Source organism: Pyrococcus sp. ST04 (assembly GCF_000263735.1).
GTDB lineage: Archaea > Methanobacteriota_B > Thermococci > Thermococcales > Thermococcaceae > Pyrococcus.
This window is the reverse complement of sequence record NC_017946.1, coordinates 1,396,316-1,413,573: the sequence shown is the minus strand read 5'-3', so window position 1 is coordinate 1,413,573 and position 17,258 is coordinate 1,396,316. Positions and strand designations below refer to the sequence as shown.

The 17,258-nt window shown below is 40.5% G+C and carries 17 protein-coding genes and 1 tRNA gene; 10 read left to right on the top strand and 8 right to left on the bottom strand.

Annotated features, from left to right (window positions below; all coding sequences use genetic code 11):
* Positions 1-42 precede the first annotated feature (42 nt).
* From PY04_RS07430 to PY04_RS07415, 4 genes are all read left to right on the top strand, one after another.
* Positions 43-1,089, top strand: coding sequence for a M42 family metallopeptidase (locus PY04_RS07430; protein ID WP_014734512.1), 1,047 nt, complete (start codon positions 43-45; stop codon positions 1,087-1,089).
* A 45-nt stretch (positions 1,090-1,134) separates the two neighbouring features.
* The gene (locus tag PY04_RS07425; protein ID WP_048056096.1) at positions 1,135-1,482 is read left to right on the top strand and encodes a hypothetical protein; all 348 of its coding nucleotides are present in this window, start codon (positions 1,135-1,137) and stop codon (positions 1,480-1,482) included.
* A 34-nt stretch (positions 1,483-1,516) separates the two neighbouring features.
* Positions 1,517-1,604 (top strand) — tRNA-Leu (locus tag PY04_RS07420).
* A gap of 21 nt (positions 1,605-1,625) precedes the next feature.
* On the top strand, positions 1,626-1,955 hold the full coding sequence (locus PY04_RS07415) for a nascent polypeptide-associated complex protein (protein WP_014734511.1): 330 nt from the start codon (positions 1,626-1,628) through the stop codon (positions 1,953-1,955).
* Here PY04_RS07415 and PY04_RS07410 read toward each other — a convergent pair.
* From PY04_RS07410 to PY04_RS07400, 3 genes are all read right to left on the bottom strand, one after another.
* Positions 1,941-3,317: a hypothetical protein gene (locus PY04_RS07410; RefSeq protein WP_014734510.1), complete on the bottom strand. Its 1,377-nt coding sequence runs from the start codon at positions 3,315-3,317 to the stop codon at positions 1,941-1,943. The two genes, PY04_RS07415 and PY04_RS07410, sit on opposite strands and share 15 nt — an antisense overlap.
* Complete coding sequence (locus tag PY04_RS07405; protein ID WP_237710116.1) at positions 3,301-4,782, bottom strand: HEAT repeat domain-containing protein; 1,482 nt, start codon at positions 4,780-4,782, stop codon at positions 3,301-3,303. The genes PY04_RS07410 and PY04_RS07405 overlap by 17 nt, the downstream gene beginning before the upstream one ends.
* Positions 4,783-4,891: 109 nt before the next feature.
* Positions 4,892-5,347 (bottom strand): Lrp/AsnC family transcriptional regulator, encoded by a 456-nt coding sequence (locus tag PY04_RS07400; protein WP_014734508.1) that lies wholly within the window; start codon positions 5,345-5,347, stop codon positions 4,892-4,894.
* A gap of 156 nt (positions 5,348-5,503) precedes the next feature.
* Here PY04_RS07400 and PY04_RS07395 point away from each other — a divergent pair, with 156 nt between their 5' ends.
* Both PY04_RS07395 and PY04_RS07390 read left to right on the top strand, forming a co-directional pair.
* The gene (locus PY04_RS07395; RefSeq protein ID WP_014734507.1) at positions 5,504-5,734 is read left to right on the top strand and encodes an LSm family protein; all 231 of its coding nucleotides are present in this window, start codon (positions 5,504-5,506) and stop codon (positions 5,732-5,734) included.
* A gap of 15 nt (positions 5,735-5,749) precedes the next feature.
* Positions 5,750-5,938, top strand: a complete 189-nt coding sequence (locus PY04_RS07390) for a 50S ribosomal protein L37e (RefSeq protein ID WP_014734506.1) — start codon at positions 5,750-5,752, stop codon at positions 5,936-5,938.
* Between the two features lie 13 nt (positions 5,939-5,951).
* On the opposite strand, the gene acdAI is transcribed toward PY04_RS07390, so the two are convergent.
* Positions 5,952-7,337, bottom strand: a complete 1,386-nt coding sequence (gene acdAI / locus PY04_RS07385; protein WP_048056095.1) for an acetate--CoA ligase II subunit alpha — start codon at positions 7,335-7,337, stop codon at positions 5,952-5,954.
* 94 nt (positions 7,338-7,431) lie between these two features.
* Positions 7,432-8,331 carry a dihydroorotate dehydrogenase gene (locus PY04_RS07380; protein ID WP_048056094.1) on the bottom strand — a complete coding sequence of 300 codons (900 nt, stop codon included), beginning with the start codon at positions 8,329-8,331 and terminating at the stop codon, positions 7,432-7,434.
* A 75-nt stretch (positions 8,332-8,406) separates the two neighbouring features.
* On the opposite strand from PY04_RS07380, the gene PY04_RS07375 reads away from it, so the two are divergent.
* From PY04_RS07375 to malP, 4 genes are read left to right on the top strand one after another with little or no spacing between them, the layout of a single operon-like run.
* The gene (locus tag PY04_RS07375) at positions 8,407-9,669 is read left to right on the top strand and encodes an amidohydrolase family protein (RefSeq protein ID WP_014734503.1); all 1,263 of its coding nucleotides are present in this window, start codon (positions 8,407-8,409) and stop codon (positions 9,667-9,669) included.
* Positions 9,666-10,628 carry a DUF835 domain-containing protein gene (locus PY04_RS07370; protein ID WP_014734502.1) on the top strand — a complete coding sequence of 321 codons (963 nt, stop codon included), beginning with the start codon at positions 9,666-9,668 and terminating at the stop codon, positions 10,626-10,628. Before PY04_RS07375 ends, PY04_RS07370 begins: the two co-directional genes overlap by 4 nt.
* Complete coding sequence (locus PY04_RS07365) at positions 10,625-11,182, top strand: [protein ADP-ribosylglutamate] hydrolase (RefSeq protein ID WP_014734501.1); 558 nt, start codon at positions 10,625-10,627, stop codon at positions 11,180-11,182. Before PY04_RS07370 ends, PY04_RS07365 begins: the two co-directional genes overlap by 4 nt.
* Positions 11,172-13,682, top strand: coding sequence for a maltodextrin phosphorylase (malP, locus tag PY04_RS07360; protein WP_014734500.1), 2,511 nt, complete (start codon positions 11,172-11,174; stop codon positions 13,680-13,682). Before PY04_RS07365 ends, malP begins: the two co-directional genes overlap by 11 nt.
* Positions 13,683-13,692: 10 nt before the next feature.
* Here malP and PY04_RS07355 read toward each other — a convergent pair whose 3' ends face one another.
* From PY04_RS07355 to PY04_RS07345, 3 genes are read right to left on the bottom strand one after another with little or no spacing between them, the layout of a single operon-like run.
* The gene (locus PY04_RS07355) at positions 13,693-14,499 is read right to left on the bottom strand and encodes a slipin family protein (RefSeq protein ID WP_014734499.1); all 807 of its coding nucleotides are present in this window, start codon (positions 14,497-14,499) and stop codon (positions 13,693-13,695) included.
* Positions 14,496-15,827, bottom strand: coding sequence for a nodulation protein NfeD (locus tag PY04_RS07350; RefSeq protein ID WP_048056093.1), 1,332 nt, complete (start codon positions 15,825-15,827; stop codon positions 14,496-14,498). Before PY04_RS07350 ends, PY04_RS07355 begins: the two co-directional genes overlap by 4 nt.
* A 55-nt stretch (positions 15,828-15,882) precedes the next feature.
* Positions 15,883-17,205, bottom strand: coding sequence for an NAD(P)/FAD-dependent oxidoreductase (locus PY04_RS07345; RefSeq protein WP_014734497.1), 1,323 nt, complete (start codon positions 17,203-17,205; stop codon positions 15,883-15,885).
* Positions 17,206-17,258 lie beyond the last annotated feature (53 nt).

Sequence of the window (17,258 nt, the reverse complement as noted above, 5' to 3'; positions counted from 1 at the left end):
AGAACTAAACACTAAGATAGAAATCTTAATGGAGGTGGAAATATGGTGGATTATGAACTTCTTAAGAAAGTGGTGGAGGCACCTGGGGTTTCAGGGTATGAGTTCCTGGGGATAAGAGATGTTGTAATAGAAGAAATCAAAGACTATGTGGATGAGATTAAGGTTGATAGACTCGGAAACGTGATAGCTCACAAGAAAGGAAACGGACCGAAAGTCATGATAGCAGCCCATATGGATCAAATAGGTCTGATGGTTACCCATATAGAGAAGAATGGATTCCTTAGAGTTGCTCCTATCGGCGGAGTTGATCCTAAAACGTTGATAGCCCAAAGGTTTAAGGTCTGGGTTGATAAAGGAAAATTCATCTATGGTGTTGGCGCATCCGTACCTCCGCACATTCAAAAGCCTGAGGAAAGAAAGAAGGCTCCTGACTGGGATCAGATATTCATAGACATTGGTGCCGAGAGCAGAGAAGAAGCAGAAGAAATGGGAGTTAGAATAGGAACCGTCATAACGTGGGACGGCAGGCTTGAGAGGCTTGGAAAGCACAGATTTGTGAGCATAGCATTTGACGATAGGATTGCTGTTTATACCTTAATTGAGACTGCAAGACAGCTTGAGGATACAAAAGCCGATGTATACTTTGTAGCGACGGTTCAGGAAGAAGTTGGCCTTAGAGGAGCTAGAACTTCGGCATTTGGAATAAACCCAGACTATGGCTTTGCAATCGATGTTACAATAGCTGCTGATGTCCCTGGAACGCCGGAGCACAAGCAGGTTACCCAACTCGGCAAGGGAACTGCAATAAAAATTATGGATCGCTCTGTGATATGCCATCCAACGATAGTGAGGTGGCTTGAGGAGCTAGCTAAGAAGAATGAAATTCCCTACCAGCTCGAAATACTTCTAGGTGGAGGTACTGATGCTGGGGCGATTCACCTTACAAGGGAAGGAGTCCCAACAGGTGCAATCAGTGTCCCTGCCAGATACATTCACTCCAACGCCGAGGTTGTTGATGAAAGGGACGTGGATGCCACCGTTAAGTTGATGGTCAAAGCCTTAGAGAACATTCATGAGCTGAAGCTTTAGACAATTTTATTTACTCCTTCTTCTCTTCTACTTTTGGTGAACCCCATGAAGGTTATCAAGGAGTGGAACATTAAAGTCAAACTTGTAAGAACAAAGAGAGGAGCAATTCTTCACATGATTGAGCTTAGGCCCGGACACTTCTTTCTTGAACAGAATCCTCTTAAAGATTCAAAGTATGGAGTCGCTTACAGAAAGATAAAACAAGATTTCCCAGAGTTCTATTTGTTCTGGGAAATAAAGGATAATAAATATACCGGGAGAGTTCTGGCTGGAGCTTTCCTTGAGAAAGAGGAGATAGATGACTTTATAACTCTACTAGCAAAGACAGAAGACTTCAAAAAGTTTGAGCACATCTTAGAAGAGATTGAAGAAATGGAAGAAGAGGAGGAATAATATTTTTAAACCTACCTCTATCACCTTTTTGTGAGCGGGGGTGCCCGAGCCTGGCCAAAGGGGCCGGACTTAAGATCCGGTGCCGTAGGGCTGCGCGGGTTCGAATCCCGCCCCCCGCACCATTTCTGTCTTAGGTGATGAAGATGATTCCACTAAACCAGAAACAATTGAAAAAACTAATGAAACAACTTGACATGAGGCAGCTAGAAGGAGTTAAAGAAGTTATCATAAGGATGGAAGATAAGGAAATCATAATTAAGCAACCCGTTGTGACAGTTATAAAAGCTATGGGAGAGAAGATGTATCAAATTGCTGGTGGGACTGAGGAAGAGAAGGTTATTGTGAAGATATCTGAGGAAGATATAAAGCTTGTTATGGAACAGGCCGGGGTTGATTATGAGACTGCAAAAAAAGCTTTAGAAGAGACAAATGGAGACCTTGCGGAGGCAATATTAAAGCTAACCGAGCAGTGAGTTTGCAAGCTTTATCGAGATTTCACGCTTTAACTCTGGATTTAGCTCTTCTATATCCTTTTCATGTTTCTTAAGGAAGTCTGTAGCTTCTTTTGGTAAGCGGTCCAACTTGGCTAATCTCTTTACGACCTCTTCTAAAAATCCAATATTCTCTACTCTCGAAAGAAGAGCATCCGCGAGTTCTATACCTCCTCTTATATGCTTGGGGTCATCTTTCTTCTCTAAGAATTTCAATGTGGTATTCATGATCTTGTCCATAACTGAGGAATAGTTGAGTGCAAGCTCTGCAAGTACTTTTGCTGAAGTCGATCTTATCCAGGGGTTGTCATGGAGTAAGAATTCTTCTAGTTGGGGGATTATCTTTTCAACATCATCTCTTTTTATGTAGCTTGTTGCATTTGAAATAACCCAGAGGGCATCAAGTTTTGTGAGAAGGTCTTCTGAGAGGAGAATTTTAATTATGAGACTCATAATTCTATAATCTGACTTTGCTAGTTCTAAAACCGCTAGATGCTGCTCTTTCTCAAACATCTTCTTTATCATCTCTATACTGTATTCTTCAACTTCCCTAATTTCGACCTTCGGTTTTTGTATAGTCTTTGGATTTTCAAGATATTCATCTATTTTTGCCTTTGTATTTTTGGCCTTTTCTCCTAATCCGGGTATCCCAAGCTCTTTAGATGCTCTTTGGAGGCTCTCTTGGGATAAGTATTCTATTTTGTCAACAGCAACATCAATTATTGTAAGTGCAATTTTCCTTACTAGAGGATCCTCATCATTCAAGAGATCCAAAGCTAAGTTAAAGGCCTCTTCCATTATTTCTGGGTTTTCAGTTCTAGCTATCATCTCTTTCAGCACTCTTAATGACGCGATTTTCTTTCTTGGTGATTTCCCTCTTATAATTTCTCTAATCCAGTTTATGATTCTCCTAGCTATTGTCAAGATTTTTGCTCCGAGTGTTGCAAGTCCTTCTGCTGCATACTCATTTATTGGTTCTGACCTTTCCTCTATAACATTCATCAATATCGTGGTTATTTCATCGTTTAAGTCTTGAGGCAACTCAACGAAGTTTAATATTGTATTTAGGGTCTCGATAGCTTGAAGAACTACAGATTCATCTTTGTCTTCAAGTAGGGGAAGAATGTGCTGGATTAATGTCCTTATATCTTCAACGTTAAGCTCTTTTTTCATGACTAACTTCTTTATTATATACAAAGTTGCCTTTTTTATTAGAGGTTCCTTTTCATTGAGGGCCTTTTTAAGGATCTCTAATCCTACTTCCTTGTTTGAAGAGACAATTTCTATTGCTTTTCTTAATCTCCATCCTTTTAGGTACTCTATAAATTCATTGTATGCTTCCATTTTCTGTTTCCCTCTTAAGGATTGTGTTTATTAGGTCGAGCAATGATATTATTATCTTTTTCTCTTCATCACTTGCAATTTTGTAAATTTCATTTAGCTCGTCAAACAGTTTCTGTAGTATTTCTCTGTCCAAACTCAAAAAGTGCTCCGCCGTTAAAGCATAGAATCTCAAAATTGGAAGTCTTACAGTTTCGTCTCTTAACCTCTTTAGTGTCAGGATTATAACAGCTTTGAAGAGATCCTTGGTAGGAGAGTGGGTTGTTATTTCCTTTATGAGTTCAAGTCCAGCTTCAACTGCTCTTTTGTCAGAGGATTTCAATAGTAGGTCAAGAAGGGATATTATATATTCTTTTGTTCCCGGATAAAGGAAATAGATATTTGACAGTGTTTTTATTGCAGTGTTCCTTACCCAGGGATTTGGACTCTTTATTAAGTCTCCAAGAGTTGGCAGTATTGAGTATGCTCTACTTGGACCGAGGAAGTCAACAATTCTAGAAATCACCCATAGTGCATCTGTTCTTCTTATATAATCTTGTGATGAAAGCATATCCACTATTCTATCTAATATTTCTTCATTTTCCTTAGCCATTTCGGCTACTATTTCATGCTTTTCCATGTCAAGCAGTTGTTCTATTTTATATCCAGCATATTGGCTTGTACTCTCTTTTTCTTTGGTTGATATTGCATTTAAGACCAGATCTGCTTTTTCTTCAAGATATCCTCCTTTTAATCCAGATATTTTTTCCTTTAGTTTGTCTAATAATCCCTTAGATACTGTAGTTCTCTGGGAGGATAAGACTCTAGTAAGTGAGGATAGTGTTCTCTCCTTAATATACGAGTCGTCGGAATCTAGAAAGTCCATGAATTCTGAGATTATCTCCTCTACTATCTCCTTGTCTTTTGATTTTGTCGCTATTTCTGTTAACGCAGTTAAGGCAGCACTTTGAACTTCTCTTTCTTTACTCCCTTTTATTAAGGAGACTAGAAATTGCACTATTTTCCTGACTAATCTGGTTATCTTAACCCCAAGAACGCCAAGGCCTTCTGCGGCGTACTCTCCAAGAACACCCTTTCCGGATTCTACTACTTCCATTAATGTCTTCATTATTTTATTATAACTTTCATTGGAAAGTTCAACATTCTCAAGAATGTATTTTAGGAATTTTATAGAGTCGAGGGCTATTCTCTCGTTAGAATCTTTTGTAAGAGCTATTATATCATCAAGGAGTTCCTCAAGTTCCTCTGGTTTGAGAATGTTTTCTTTGACCATTTTCTCAATTAAGAACAAAGTATTTCCTCTTATCGTGCTCTCTTTGTCTCTAAGCAAGCTACGTAGTACTTCTACTCTATTTCTAGCAAGGCTTATGGTATTGATTGCTTCCTTTATTCTCCATTTTCTTACATCTTCTCGAAGCTGTCTAATGTTTATTATTGAAAATCCCCTCTCCATATGTAAGGCCCTCAAATACTATTAAGGAACTTGGAAATTTATTAAGTTTTGAGGGTAAGTTTGAATATTGAACCATTTCTCTCATTAGTTGGATTAGTTCTCAATACTTCTAAATAAAGAAGGTTTATTTGATTGGGAGTTCTGTAGTCTCTTTATGGACTTTTAAAACAATCATTGTGTGTGTTCCTTCTACCCCCTCTATACTCCCAACTATATCGAGGAAATTGTTTAGTTCTTCACTGTTCCTGGTTCTTATCTTCACAACCATATCATAATCTCCCGTAGTTTCATAAACCTCCATTATCTCTGGATATTTCACTAGTTTAGATGCGACTTCTGAATATTTGCCCGCTTTCACCTTTATTAGTATGAATGCTAACATTGTATACCCTAACGCTTCGGGATCAATGATTGCTGTGAATTTCTTTATAACACCACTTTCCCTTAGCCTTTTAATTCTCTCATGAATTGTTGACTCTGCTAGTCCAGTAATCTTTGAGATTTCCCTTAGTGGAACCTTTCCATCTTTTTGAAGAATTTCTATGATTTTCTTATCAACTTCATCGAGTACTCCTCTCACTATGGACACCTCTGGGGAAAAATTTTCATAGGAAGATATAAATTTGTTGGATGTCATCTTCATTTGAGAATCATTAGCTAGAACTTCAAATCAAAGAACGGAAAGAGTTATAAACACACTCCCAATTATGTGTGTGAAACTAAAGGGGGGAGGAAAATGGCTGAGAGGCCTCTTGACGTTATCCACAAGTCTTTGGATAAGGACGTGCTTGTAATTCTCAAGAAGGGGTTTGAATTCAGAGGCAGGCTCATCGGATATGACATTCATCTTAACGTTGTCCTAGCGGATGCTGAGATGATTCAGGATGGAGAAGTTGTGAAGAAGTACGGCAAGATCGTTATCAGAGGAGACAATGTGTTAGCTATATCCCCAACAGAAGAACTCTAGTGGGGGTGAACTTGAATGGGTAGCGGAACAGCGACTTTCGGTAAAAGAAATAAGACCCCCACACACATTAGATGCAGAAGATGCGGGAGAGTTGCATTTAACATAAAGAAAGGATACTGCGCCGCCTGTGGTTTTGGAAGAAGCAGAAGACTCAGGAAGTACAGATGGAGTAAGAAGTGGAAGAAGAAAAAGAATGTCCATTAATCCTTTCTACTTTTCATTCTCCATGTTTTTTCTTCCATTTGCTCCATTTGTAGAGTGCTGAAAGTGCCTTTATCGCCCTTTCAGGTTCTGGATATGCTGGAATTCCATTCTCGTTGAGGGTGTCTATAGCCTCCTTAGCTTCAATTCCACCAACTATTGCCACAACAAGAGGCTTCTTTCTCCCGCTTTCGTTGTACTCCCTGATTATTATCTCTGCGAGTTCTCTTGGATCGAGAACAGCAGTTTGACAATAAAGAACGGCTATTGCATGCATTTCTGGGTGGGCAAGTGCATCTCTAATTGCCCCTTCATAGCTCTTTCCATCGGCCATTCCAGTTAGGTCAACGGGATTCTTGTAGCTTCCAAATGGTGGCATGTGGTTTGCAAAGATTTTAAGCTGTTCGAGGTCATCATAAAGTTTTAGGCCCTCCTCTTCTGCGGCATCAGTTGCCATAACTCCTATTCCACCACCGTTTGTTATTATCACAACATTGTCCCCTTGAGGCTCAGGCAGGTTGCTTAGGGCTCTTGCCCAGTCGAAGGCTTCTCCTATTGTTAGTGCTCTTAAGACCCCACTCTGCTTGAAAGCAGCACTGTATATTGTGTCACTTCCAGCTAATGAACCAGTATGTGAAGCCGCTGCTTTTGCACCTCTTTCACTTCTTCCTGCCTTTATTACAATTATGGGCTTCTTCTTGCTCACTTCCTTGGCGACTTCCATGAACCTTCTTCCGTCTTTAACTCCTTCCATGTATATCAGAATTGCCTTCGTGTTGTCGTCGTTTTTGAAGAATTCTAAGAGATCTGCATCGTCGATATCTGCCTTATTTCCAACACTAACTACCGCTGAGAGCCCTATCTTTTCTAAGATTGTCCATCCCATGAGGGCTATTCCTAGTGCTCCACTCTGGCTTATCAAAGCCAAAGGACCTGGGAGAACATCAGTTGGTCCAAAAGTTGCGTTAAGTTTTGCTGGGGTATAAACAACTCCGAAAATATTTGGCCCTAGAATTCTCATTCCATACTTCTTTGCAGTTTCGACTAGTTGTTGCTCAACCTTCTTTCCTTCTTCTCCAAGCTCACCAAATCCTGAACTTATTATTGGAACTACCTTGACTCCCTTTTGTCCACACTCCTCAACAACTTGGGGGACAAACTTAGCTGGAACAACTATGACTGCCATATCAACTTCATCCGGAATCTCAAGTATGCTCTTGTAAACCTTAAATTTCCTCCCACTAATTTCCATTTCTCCTCCTTTAATGTTTACTGGGTATATCTTGCCTTCATAGCCGTACTCAATTAGGTTTTTCATGATTGCGTATCCTATCTTTCCTGGCTTTGAAGAAGCACCTATAACAGCAATGCTTTTTGGATTAAAAAGAGCTTCCAAGCTCATTTATATCACCCCTGAAAGCGTTTACATTTTTCGATTTTCGACGAATGTTATAACTTTTCCTCTATGTTTTCGACGAAATGAATTTCGACATTTGTTAAACATCTAGGGCAAGTCCAATTATTTCCTTTACACTTCTAAAGCCCTCTTCCTTTAAGTATCTTTTAATTCCTTCTGAAATCTCTCGAAACACGGAGAATCCTCGAAGGTACACGGCTGTTCCTATTTGAAGAGCTGAAGCTCCTGCGAGGAGGAATTCCACTGCATCTTGCCAGGTTGTTATTCCTCCTATCCCTATCACTGGAATCTCCAACACTCTTGCTAGATCATAGATGGCCCTCAGTGCTATTGGCTTTATACCTGGCCCTGAATATCCGCCTACCTTATTGCTTAAAATGGGTCTTCTGGCGTATATGTCTATCGCTATTGCTTTTACTGTATTTATTGCGGAAACTGCATCGGCACCGGCCTTTTCAGCTGCAAGCCCCAACTTAGTTATGTCATCAGTATTTGGAGTTAATTTTGCTATAACTGGTTTGTCTGTTGCATCTTTGACCTTTCTAACTACCTCATATACGTTTTCTGGTCTCTGGCCGATCTCCATTCCATATCCTTTTGCATGGGGACAGCTAAGGTTAAGCTCGAAGGCATCGGCAATCTCGGTAAGCTTCTCAGCCAAGAATGCGAATTCTTCGGGAGTTCCAGCAAATATTGAGACTATAAGAGGAAAATCAAATTTCTCTCCCTTAAATTCTTCAAGAAATGCTTCCCATCCAGGATTTGGAAGCCCCATGGCATTTATTAGGCCATAAGGTAGCTCAACTATCGTAGGGTTCTCGTATCCCTTTCTGGGTTTAAGTCCTATTGACTTAGTTACAACCCCTCCGGCCCCTTCTCTGTGAGCTCTTCTTAACAAATCGGGTGTCATATCAACGACTCCTGAAGCTAATATTAGAGGGTTCCTAAACTTTATTCTGGAAATTTCGACTTCGAGCATTTTAATTCCCCCAAGATACTTGGAAAAAGCTTTTTATATTTATCAGCGATTAAACACAAGGGGGTATCATTGTCGGTGTTACTTAAAAATGGTTTAGTTCTACATGGAGAAAATTTTGAGCTTGTGAGAGCTGATATATATGTTGAGGGGAATGTAATTTCAGAGATTGGTAGGAATATATCCCCAAATGCGGACATCGTTATTGATGTGAATAATTCACTAGTAATACCGGCCTTTATTAATGCCCACACTCACTCTCCTATGGTATTGTTAAGAGGACTCGCAGAGGATGTACCTTTGATGGAGTGGTTAGAGAAATATATCTGGCCAAATGAGAAGAAACTCACAAGAAAGGAAATTTATTGGGGAGCCCTTCTTGCCCTTATTGAGATGGCAAGATCAGGAACAGGGACTTTTATTGATATGTACTTTCATATGGAAGAGGTCGCCAAGGCAACTTTGGAAGTTGGATTAAGGGGTTTTCTAGGTTATGGGATGATAGATCTCAGTGATGAAGAAAAAAGGAGAATCGAGTTTAGGGAAACAGAAAAGTTCAAAAAATACGTGGAGAAGGTTAACTCTCCTCTTATCAACTTTATTTTAGCTCCCCATGCTCCCTACACCTGTTCTCCAGAATGCTTGAAGTGGGTCGCGACCAAAATGAAGGAGTGGGATTCTCTGGTCACAATCCACCTATCCGAAACAAGAAGTGAAGTAGAACAAATTAAGGAGAGATATGGTAAAAGTCCGGTTGAACTTTTGGCCGAAGTGGGCTTGCTAAATTCGAGGGTAATTGCAGCCCATGGAGTGTGGCTAAGCGATAATGACATAAAATTGTTAAGCGAAGGTGGGGTTACCATAGTACATTGTCCTGCGAGTAATATGAAGCTTGGAAGTGGTATAATACGGCTGAGAGATCTCTTGGATAACAAAGTTAACGTTGCTCTAGGAACCGATGGAGCGGCCAGCAATAATACCCTAGATATGCTGAGAGAAATGAGACTTGCCTCCCTTCTTCAGAAGGTTCATGCTCTTGATCCGGCAATAATAAAATCTAGTGAAATACTCAGAATGGCAACTCTGAATGGGGCAAAGGCATTGAAGCTGAAGGGTGGTGTAATAAAAGAAGGATATTTAGCAGATATTGCAGTAATTCCCCTTAGAAGGGCCAATTTGTTGCCTCTTCATGACCCATTAAGCTCGATAATATTCTCAGCAAAAATGGGCGATGTTGAAACCCTTATAGTAAATGGGAACATAATCCTCTTGGATGGAGAATTTCAGACTGTGGATGAAGATAAAGTAATTGACAAGTTTTTGGGGGTTATTGGACTATGAAACTTATGATAAATATTGACATTGTATTGGGCGTTGCTCTCCTCCTTCTCTATGTTGTCTTATTCTATGAACATAGCAGAAGAGGGGAGAGACCCTTATTGTATTATGCACTTGCATTCTTAACCTTGAGTATCGGAGCCTTGATAAATAGTGTGACCTACTTGGCAAGTATCTCTGCATTCGTATCCTTCTTTTGGATAGGGACTATCGAAATGACTTTGCCAGAATTTTTCAATAAATACGGGAATGAAATAAGATACTTAACTGTCGTACCAGTGGTAGCGTATTTATATTTTGTTCAATACTCTCCGTTCCTGGTGATATTCATTAATATGATTGTTTTGATGATTGCGGGAGTTGTGACATATTTCTCCAATGAGAGAGAGTTGAAAACAGTTTCATTTCTAGTCTTTCTTCTGGCTTTCTTAACGATTGGGCTATATAAATATCCCTCGGTAATCTACAAAGTTCAGGCTATAGTGGCATTAGTATTGGGTTATCTAATTGCAACCAGCTCTCTTAAAATTGAAATTCCTGTGCCGCTTGAAAAAACAGAGAGCGTCAACTTAAAACCTGGAGTAATGTTTATGGAGAAAGTACCAAGCAACATTTTAGAAATGGCTTTAGTTTTTTCTAGGAACCCTCCAAGAGAGGAAAATAAAGAGAGATGGTTCTGGGTAACAAAAGTTCAGAGGAGTGAACAAACTGTGGAGCCAACGAATCTTGTAAAAATGTTAACCTTAGCAACTAGGTATATGGAAAAAGGAGGAATAGTTGTGTTAGATTGTCTTGAATATCTGATTCTTGAAAACGGATTTGATAGTGTTTTGAAGTTCCTTGCTCATTTAAGGGATTATGCTATCCTCTATAATTCGACTGTGATAATTGTTGGATCTATGGATAGTTTTTCTGAAAGAGAGAAAACCCTCATATTAAGGGTAATAGGTGAAGAGAAATGATTAGGATTGTAAAGGGAGACATAACTAAGTTTAGGGCAGATGCTATAGTAAATGCAGCGAACAAGTACTTAGAGCATGGAGGAGGCGTTGCATATGCAATAGCAAAGGCTGCCGCTGGGGACGTATATGAGTACATAAAAATTAGTAAAGAAGAGATGAAAAAACAATTAGGTAAAGATTGGATTGAACATGGGGAAGTTGTTGTTACCCCTCCTTTGAGGCTTGCTGAAAATGGAGTTAAGTATGTTATTCACACTGTGGGTCCCTATTGTGGGGGTAAATGGGATAATGAGAAAGAAGAAAAACTTAAGCTTGCGATTTTGGGGGCATTGAAAAAAGCCGACGAACTTGGAGTTAGGAGTATTGCATTTCCAGCTATAAGTGCAGGCATATATGGCTGTCCCCTAGAAAATGTTGTTAGGGTATTCGCCTCCGTGGCTGAGGAGTTTCTTAAAAACGCTAGAAATGTTAAGGAAATTTACCTCGTCCTTTACTCTGACAGGGATTATAAAGTTGCAATTAGCTCTCTGGGGGTGGTAGGGAATGAAAGTTGACAATTCTATTAAAGAGAAAATACTCAGAAAGCTTCCCGAAAATTTATTTAAATTGGCAGATTTAGCATATAACTACTGGTGGAGTTGGGATCATAAGGCAATGAAACTTTGGCAAAAGATAGATGAGGAACACTGGAGGGAGTACAAAAACCCAGTTAAGCTTTTGCTAGAGGTTCCAGAGTCAAGGCTTAAAGAACTTTCTAGGGATGATTCTTTCCTAGACCTATATGAACTGGTAATCGAAAGATTTGAGAGCTATATGACTGAAAGTACAACGTGGTTTTCAACAAATTATCCCCACTGGGATAAGCCCATAGTATATTTGTGTATGGAATACGGCATTAGTAAGAGTCTTCCTATATATTCCGGAGGCCTTGGCATACTTGCGGGGGATCATTTGAAGACGGCCAGTGACCTTGGCCTGCCTTTCATAGCAATAGGCCTCCTTTACAAGCATGGATACTTCAAGCAGGAAATAGATAAAGACGGTAGACAGGTAGAAATATTCCCGGAGTATAACATAAAAGAAATGCCCATCAGACAGGTTCTAACGAACGATGGAAAGCCGCTTCTCATCGATGTTCCTCTGGAGGACAGGATAGTAAAGGCAAGGGTCTTTTTAGTTAAAGTTGGTAGAGTTAACTTGTACCTGCTTGACACAGATGTTCCCCAAAATACCGATGAAGATAGAAGAATATGTGATTATCTGTATAACGCGGAGCCTGACAAAAGGATAAAGCAAGAGATTCTTCTAGGAATAGGTGGAATGAGACTTCTAAAGGCTTTAGAGATAGAGCCAGGAGTTATTCACTTAAATGAAGGTCATCCGGCCTTTGCAAATTTTGAAAGAATAAGGTGGCTCATGGAGAGAGGACTAGGCTTTGAGGAGGCTTTGGAGGTTGTTAGAGGGACAAGCGTGTTTACAACCCACACCCCAGTACCAGCAGGCCATGATGTATTTCCAGCTGACTTCGTTAAAGAGAAACTTTCAAAATTCTTTGAGGGACTACCTGTGGAGAAGTTCCTTGAGCTAGGAAAAGCTACGCCAGAGGATTCGAACTTCAATATGACAATCCTATCAATTAAAACCTCAAACTTCGTCAATGGAGTCAGCCAGTTACATGCAAAAGTTACTAGAGAGATGTGGGCTGATCTCTGGAAAGGAGTTCCTCTGGATGAGATACCAATAGAGGGCATAACGAATGGTGTTCATACAGCAACATGGGTAAACGAAAATCTTGCGAAGCTGTATGATATATACATTGGAAAAATATGGAGGGAGCATGTGAACTTAGAAGGTATTTGGTATGCTATAGAAAGGATTCCTGATGAAGAGCTGTGGGAGGCTCATTTAAAGGCAAAGAAAGAGTTGATTGAGCTTATAAGAAGGAAAATCATGAGAAGAAATGAGAGGTTAGGAATAGATGAACCCCTGCCCGATATTGACGAAAACGCTCTGATAATAGGATTCGCAAGAAGATTTGCCACATATAAGAGAGCTGTTCTTCTATTCGCAGACCTTGAGAGGCTTAAGAAAATAGTGAACAATCCCGAAAGGCCAGTTTACATTGTCTTTGGAGGAAAGGCTCACCCAAGAGATGAAGCTGGCAAGGAGTTCCTTAGAAGAGTTTATGAAGTTTCTCAAATGCCAGAGTTCAAAGGGAAGATCATTTTAATCGAGAACTATGACATGGGCTCTGCAAGATTGTTTGTATCGGGAGTTGACGTGTGGCTTAACACTCCAAGAAGACCCTTAGAGGCCAGTGGAACAAGTGGTATGAAGGCGGGCCTCAATGGGGTCATAAATCTCAGCATATTCGACGGATGGTGGGTTGAAGGATATAACGGAAGGAATGGCTGGGTGATCGGGGACACGAGCACGGAACCTGAAACCGAGGCTGACGACTATTGGGATGCAATCAGTTTGTACGACATCCTCGAGGGTGTTGTAGTACCCATGTACTACGAAAACAGGGATGCATGGATCAGGATGATGAAGGAGAGCATAAAAACAATAGCTCCTAGGTTCAGCACTCATAGAATGGTCAAGGATTATGTTACTAAGTTTTACTCAAAGGCCATGGAGCTCGGAATATACCTTAGCAGAGACAACTATAAATGGGCAAAAGAACTAGCAAGATGGAAAGCAAGGGTAATGAAGGAGTGGGAGAAAGTTGAAATTGAGGACGTTAAGGTTAATGAGCATCTAGTCGAAGTTACCGTGAATCTTAACGGTCTCTCCCCAGAAGACGTCAGAGTTGAACTGTATTACGGAATAAGAGAGGAGAAGTTTAAGATACTAAAGCCTCATATAGTGGAGCTCAGGAAAACAAAAGAGTTAGGGAATGGAAGATATGTATATACATATAGAGGCAAAGCCCTCCAGAACTTAAATGACCCCTGTTGGCACTATGCGGTAAGAGTTTATGCTTATCACCCAATGATGCCAGGGAAGTTCCTTCTTGGAGGTTATATAAAGTGGAGAGGATTAAAAGAATAGATTAAAGAGATTATTCCTTTTCTTCTTTCTCTACTTTCTCCTTGTAAGCTTCTGCTGCTTCGGCTAGACTCTTGAAAAGTTTTAGCATCTCCATGGGTAGTGTCAAAACTATCACATTACTCTTGTCACTAGCAACGTCACTTATCGTCTGGAGTGTTCTAAGTTGCAGAGCCATTGGGTGCTCGCTTATAATCTCCGCAGCCTCTCTAAGCTTCTCCGCGGCTTGTCTTTCAGCCTCGGCAAGTAAAATTCTGGCCCTTCTTTCTCTCTCTGCTTCTGCTTGTTTTGCCATAGCCCTCTGCATTCCAGCAGGTAGTTCGACATCCTTTATTTCTACCGCAGTAACCTTAATCCCCCAGGGATCCGTAGCTTCATCAATTATCCTCTGGAGTTGCATGTTCAATTTGTCCCTTTCACTGAGTAGCTCATCTAGGTGGGCCTGTCCTATAACGCTTCTCAAAGTCGTTTGCGATATCTGGGATGTTGCCATAATGTAATTCCTAACCTGAGTTACAGCTTTGACTGGATCAACTACTCTAAAGTAGACTACTGCATTAACCCTAACAGGCACATTGTCCTTAGTTATCGTTTCCTGTACTGGGACATCTAATACTTGAGTTCTTAGATCAACTATCACTGCCTTTTCAAATATTGGGATTATGAAGAACAGTCCTGGTCCTCTGGCACCTACAACTCTACCGAGTCTAAATATTACTGCTCTCTCATACTCTTTTACTATCTTTATGGCACTTGCCAGGAATATCAATATAAAGAGTAGGACGATCCCTATAACGATAATATTTCCAGGAATTATCATCTTTCTTCACCCTCCCTAACAACAATAAGTGTCAGTCCCTCCATATCAACCACTCTAACTCTTTCTCCCTTTTCAATTTTCTTACCAAACTTACTTTTGGCCCTCCACAACTCTCCCCTGACCTTGATCATTCCTTCGGGATTTAGATCCTCGACAACAGTTCCCACGAGGCCTATCATTTCTTCTTTTCCTGTTTCTGCCTTTTTCTTATGGGCCTTTATTACAGCCGCCATTCCAAAAGCAAAGAATATCGCAAGTAATGCTGCTATCGTTATTATCACTATCCTAAGCTGTGAAAATACCTCTTTGTTCACTAGATACTCCACTTCCCCACCTCCAAACAGTAATATACCTCCTAAGATGAATGAAATAAGCCCGGCAACTGTGAACAGGCCAAAGGTGGGGGTCAGGGCTTCTGCAACAAAGAATAGCATTCCCACGATTATCAGTAGCAATCCTGCTGCATTATATCCAAAATACCCGAATCCTATTATTGCCAAGACTATCATTATTGCCCCGATAGTCTCTGGTACATGCCACCCTGGGGTTAAGAATCCTATTATTAATGCCCATATTCCCAGGGTTAAAAGCAAGTATGCTATGCTAGGGTCGGTTATATATGTTATCACCTTGTCTTTAAAGGATGGTTCTAGTGTTATTATTTTAACGTTAGTGAAGTTTAGTGTCACGTATTTACCATTAACAGGGAGCTTTGTTTTCATACCATTCGCCTTTTTGAGGAGTTCATTAACGTCCCTAGCTATTACTTCAATAACACCGTATTTCAGAGCCTCTTCGGGGGTTAAGCTTAGATCTTTTGTTATGAACTCCTCAGCTATAGTTGCGTTTCTCCCGCTTTCTTGGGCTAGACTCTTTATGTATGCTATGTAATGGTTGGTGATCTTTGGAGGGGCCTCTATTATTGAACCGTTCTGGGCATAGCCTAGGATAGGTCTACATGCTCCTATGCTCGTCCCTGGAGCCATCGCTATGAGGTGAGAGCCCAGAGCAATGTAAGTTCCAGCGGACGCTGCCGTGGCTCCTGGGGGGTATACATAAATTATTACTGGAACCTTTGCTCCTTGGATTCTCTGAATAATATTCATCATAGCATCTCCTCTTCCTCCTGGTGTGTCAAATTCAATTATTATGGCCTCGGCATTGTTTTCTTCTGCGAGTGTTATGTACCTGTTGAACTGGTCATATGTATAGGATGTTATCTGCCCCCTAATCTGAGCTACGTACACGATATTCTCTTTTGCTAATGTTGGAATAGCAAATAGTGTGAATAGTATAATGAAGAGACCTGCCTTTGCTAGACCCTTCATGGTTATCCTCAACAAAAGTAGTAAGAAATGTATTTAAAAGTTTTCAAAAAATAGGTTAAAGTTTGAACTTCCTCATGGCCATCTCCGCGGCGACTGTAATCGGGTCTATAGTTGGGCTTATTGGAGGAGCGTATGCCGTCTCGAGATAAGCAACGTCTTCAACAGTTGCTCCTTTCTGGGCCAGAGCTGATAGTGTCATTATCCTGCCCCAAACTCTCTCTCCCCCTACTATTTGAGCACCAATGAGTTTTTTATCCTCTTTTCTAAATATAAGCTTAACAGTAATGGGCTTTCCTCCAGGATAGTACTCTGGTTTTGTAGATCCCTTGAATTTACCAACCACAACATCGATTCCGAGTTTCTTCGCTCTTTCCTCTGTCATTCCGAACGTCCCAATTTCTAAATTAAATAATTCTGTAATTGCAGTATTAAACACTGGTCTAAATATTGAGTTCTTTCCTGCAATATGTTCAGCTGCAATCTTAGCCATTCTAACGGCCGATGTTCCAAGTTGGCTCAATGTTCTTTCGCCGGTTACAGCGTCTATGACCTCAGCACAGTCTCCAATTGCATAAATATCTGGATCACTTGTCTGCATGTGTTCATTAACAATTATCCCTCTGTTAACATCAAGGCCCGCATCCCTTGCAAGATCTACGTTAGCCCTAACTCCAGTAGCAACAAGAACTAGATCAGCCTCAACTTCCTCATTGCCAATTTTGACTTTCTCAACAGGGCTTCCGATTATCTCATTTACCCCAATTCCAAACTTGAATTTTATCCCGTGCTTTTCCATTTCTTCTTGAACTATTCTTGCCATGTCCCTGTCTAGCATTGTTGGGAGAAGGTGCTCTAAGAGTTCTACGACTAAAACTTCAATTCCCAGCTTTGCAAAAGCTTCCGCTCCTTCAAGGCCAATAAGCCCTGCCCCTATGACTACGGCTTTCTGGGGTTCTCTCTTTTCTATGTATTCTTTTATTCTCCTAACATCATCAAGGCTTTTTAGTGTGAAAACTCCCTCGTTGCTGACACCCTTTATGGGGGGAATGAACGCCTTTGATCCTGTTGCAATAACGAGCTTATCGTATGAAACTTCGCCCTTGTCTGTAATTACGACTTTCCTTTCTCTATCAATCTTTTTTGCTTCTGTTCCAAGCATCATTTTTATTCTTTGCTTCTCATAGAATTCATTAGGAAAGACTATGACATCTTCAGGCTTTTCTATGGTTCCACTAATTACGTGGGGAAGAGCACAGGGAGAATATTGCATCGTGTCTTCCTTTCCTATAACGATTATCTCAGCTTTTCTGTCAAGTTTTCTCATGAAAAGTGCAAAGTTACTTCCCGCCGTTCCTGAGCCTATAACAACTATCCTCATAGAGAACCACCAAAAAATGGGGGAGGAGGGGAGGATATAAACATTTGTGTTAT